The sequence below is a fragment of the Phocaeicola sp. genome, from assembly GCF_048170425.1.
In the GTDB taxonomy this organism is placed as follows: Bacteria; Bacteroidota; Bacteroidia; order Bacteroidales; family Bacteroidaceae; genus Phocaeicola.
In genome coordinates this window covers 1-2666 of record NZ_DBEXBB010000296.1, presented here as the reverse complement: position 1 = coordinate 2666, position 2666 = coordinate 1, and the positions used below count along the sequence as shown (strand labels likewise).

3 protein-coding genes are annotated in these 2666 nt (G+C 49.5%); all 3 read right to left on the bottom strand.

What is annotated here, in order from left to right; genetic code table 11:
* Positions 1 to 108 precede the first annotated feature (108 nt).
* The 3 genes from ACMJ0U_RS11535 to ACMJ0U_RS11525 are packed head-to-tail and all read right to left on the bottom strand — an operon-like array spanning position 109 to position 2150.
* Positions 109 to 669 carry a flavin reductase family protein gene (locus ACMJ0U_RS11535; protein ID WP_417130056.1) on the bottom strand — a complete coding sequence of 187 codons (561 nt, stop codon included), beginning with the start codon at positions 667 to 669 and terminating at the stop codon, positions 109 to 111.
* 30 nt (positions 670 to 699) lie between these two features.
* Positions 700 to 1746: an alcohol dehydrogenase gene (locus tag ACMJ0U_RS11530; protein WP_417130055.1), complete on the bottom strand. Its 1047-nt coding sequence runs from the start codon at positions 1744 to 1746 to the stop codon at positions 700 to 702.
* An 11-nt stretch (positions 1747 to 1757) separates the two neighbouring features.
* Positions 1758 to 2150 (bottom strand): DUF1810 domain-containing protein, encoded by a 393-nt coding sequence (locus ACMJ0U_RS11525; RefSeq protein ID WP_417130054.1) that lies wholly within the window; start codon positions 2148 to 2150, stop codon positions 1758 to 1760.
* Between the last annotated feature and the right edge of the window lie 516 nt (positions 2151 to 2666).

Here is a 2666-nt window from a genome sequence, read left to right as displayed (position 1 = left end):
TCCTATAATTGCAATAAACAAAGGCTAAAGCAGGAGGTGTTTTATTTCTAAATTTCAATCTATAAGATTTTTACTTTTACAATTCTATTTTGAGACAGCCTCTATATTTTACTTCAATGCTTTCCCGTCGGAGAAGGCATTGCCCACCTTCTCTCCTATCACCAGATAATGATGATGAATCGGGTCATACGTAATCGGTTTCAGACGGGCAGGGTCAATCTGGCCGTTTTCATCCAGAATATCTTCCGCTGCCGACACGTTGACAATACGGCCTACCAGGTGGTTGCTCTCCTGATCGTACGAAACCAGCTCACATTCCAGCGTCATGGGCAATTCCTCAATGAGCGGTGCATTCACAAACTCCGATTTTACAGCATGGAAACCGGCTTTGGCAAACTTGTCCGGCTCTTTCTTTCCCGAGACAAGGCCCACATAATCGCAGGCTGCCACATGGTCGGCTGTAGCCATGCTCACGGTAAAAGCCTTCGTAGCCAGAATATTCTGGGTCGTCTTGTGCCCTTCGGCCAGGCAGATGCCCACCATGTCATCAGTATAGATTCCTCCCCACGCCGCATTCATGGCGTTGGGGTTTCCATTCTCGTCGTACGCAGCCACAATAAATACGGGCATCGGGTACAACCATGTCTTTACTCCAAAATTCTTTCGCATAGTCTGTATATTTTTAGTTTCAGTATCCAATCATTTGTCATTCCGAGGACTCACCGCCACCTTAATCACCCCATCCAGGCGGTCTTCGAAGATGCGGTAGGCTTCTTCTATTTCATTAAGCGGAAAGCGATGTGTGATGAGCGGCGTAGTGTCAATCTTTCCTTCCGCTATCAACCGGAGAATTTCGGCACAATCGCAACCATCTACACCGCCTGTCTTGAAAGTGAGGTTCTTGCCGTACATGTCGGGCAAGGGAAGTACCTGCGGACGGTCGTACAAGGCCACGACGGTCACAATGGCATTCGGACGGGCGCACTCCCAGGCCAGCCGGAAAGTGTCATCGGCTCCGGCCACTTCAATGACTACATCGGCTCCTCCGTGCGCGCTGTGGGCTTTCACAAACTCCCGGCATTGTTCCGGTGTAGTGACCAGCACCTTGGGATAGTGTGTCCGCAGGAAACGGATACGCTCTTCCGACTTCTCACACACGATGAGGCGGCACGGATGTTTCAGTCGGGCACAGAGCAGCGTACAGATTCCCGTAGGTCCGGCTCCAATCAGCAGCACTGTATCCTTGGGTGTGATTTCCGAAATGCGGGCAGCCCAGAAACCAGTGGCCAGAATGTCGCCCACGAAAAGCGCCTGTTCGTCCGTTACTCCGTCAGGGATGCGGTTCAACCCCTGGTCGGCATGCGGCACCCGCACGTATTCTGCCTGTCCGCCGTCGATACGGCAGCCCAGTGCCCATCCTCCGTCGGGGTCCTCACAATTGTTTACATACCCGTGTTGGCAGAAAAAACATTCTCCGCAGAAGGTCTCCACGTTGACCGTCACCCGGTCACCCGGCTTCACGGTAGTGACCTCCGCTCCTACTTGTTCCACGATGCCCACCATTTCATGCCCCACCGTAATGCCCGGTACAGCACGCGGTACACTGCCGTGCTTGATGTGCAAATCACTGGTGCAGATACTTCCCAATGTGACGCGCACCAGGGCATCCTTCGGGTCTTTCAGTTCGGGCACAGGCTTCTCTATCAGTGAGAAACGACCGTGCTCCATATACGTATAAGCTAACATACTCTTAAATTTTAATGAAAATACACCTTCAGCACTTCCCCGAACACCTCTCCCGGTGCTATCTTATCAAACAATTTCATCGAGGTATGCAGTTTCAGCACGTCCACCTCCGACCCCATCAGTTCCCGCACCGTACGATGTCCGCGATGACCTAACAAGGCATGGGAGATTTCCCGCAGGCGGGCACCCAATACAGGATGTGCCAGATAAGCCCGGGCCTCTTCTTCCCCGTCCAGTCCGTAGAACTCCGAGTTGTAACTATAACCCAATCCCTTCTGCTGAGGGAAGATATACCAAATCCAATGGCTGCGCTTGCCGCCATTCCTGATTTCCTTCAATGCCACGGGATACACGCCTTCCTGGGCATCCAGAAACCGTTGCAGATTAAATTTCGTGTGCGACATATTCCTTCGTTTTTTATCTCTACTCAAATGTAAGGATAATCCCTTAATGAGCCAACGGTCGCGGGGAGAATTCTTTTTGACATAAATACGATTTCCAGTTAACAGTTAAAGGTTAAAACAGAACCCATTCACTGCTTTTGCCTTTTAACTATTAAGTTTTAGCCCGATACGTTCTTAATTCTTCATTATTAATTGCTCATTTCCAAAAGAATATCTATCTTTGTACCGGAAATTCGCATAAAGTCGGTTTTCATCGCACATTGATTTTAGATACAACAAATGATCGTTAAAGATGTCACACAAAGTTTTCGTTACGTTCCGCTGAGGTCCTGACCGGATTTTTCTCTCAGCTTAGGAATCGAATGAATCATTGCTTCCGACAAGGAGGCCGGGATTGTTGTGCTCTTTGACGTACTAGCCGCGCACCTCTCTTTCAATGGGGAAACGAAAGGGACTTTAGCTGCTACGGACCTTTACCTACTATGTCCGTAAGCTTCTATCTTTATTTGTTTCTAT

Coding starts and splice junctions, on each gene's coding strand:
- ACMJ0U_RS11530 (WP_417130055.1), bottom strand. CDS start 1,746: ATGTTAGCTTATACGTATATGGAGCACGGTCGTTTCTCACTGATAGAG.
- ACMJ0U_RS11525 (WP_417130054.1), bottom strand. CDS start 2,150: ATGTCGCACACGAAATTTAATCTGCAACGGTTTCTGGATGCCCAGGAA.
- ACMJ0U_RS11535 (WP_417130056.1), bottom strand. CDS start 669: ATGCGAAAGAATTTTGGAGTAAAGACATGGTTGTACCCGATGCCCGTA.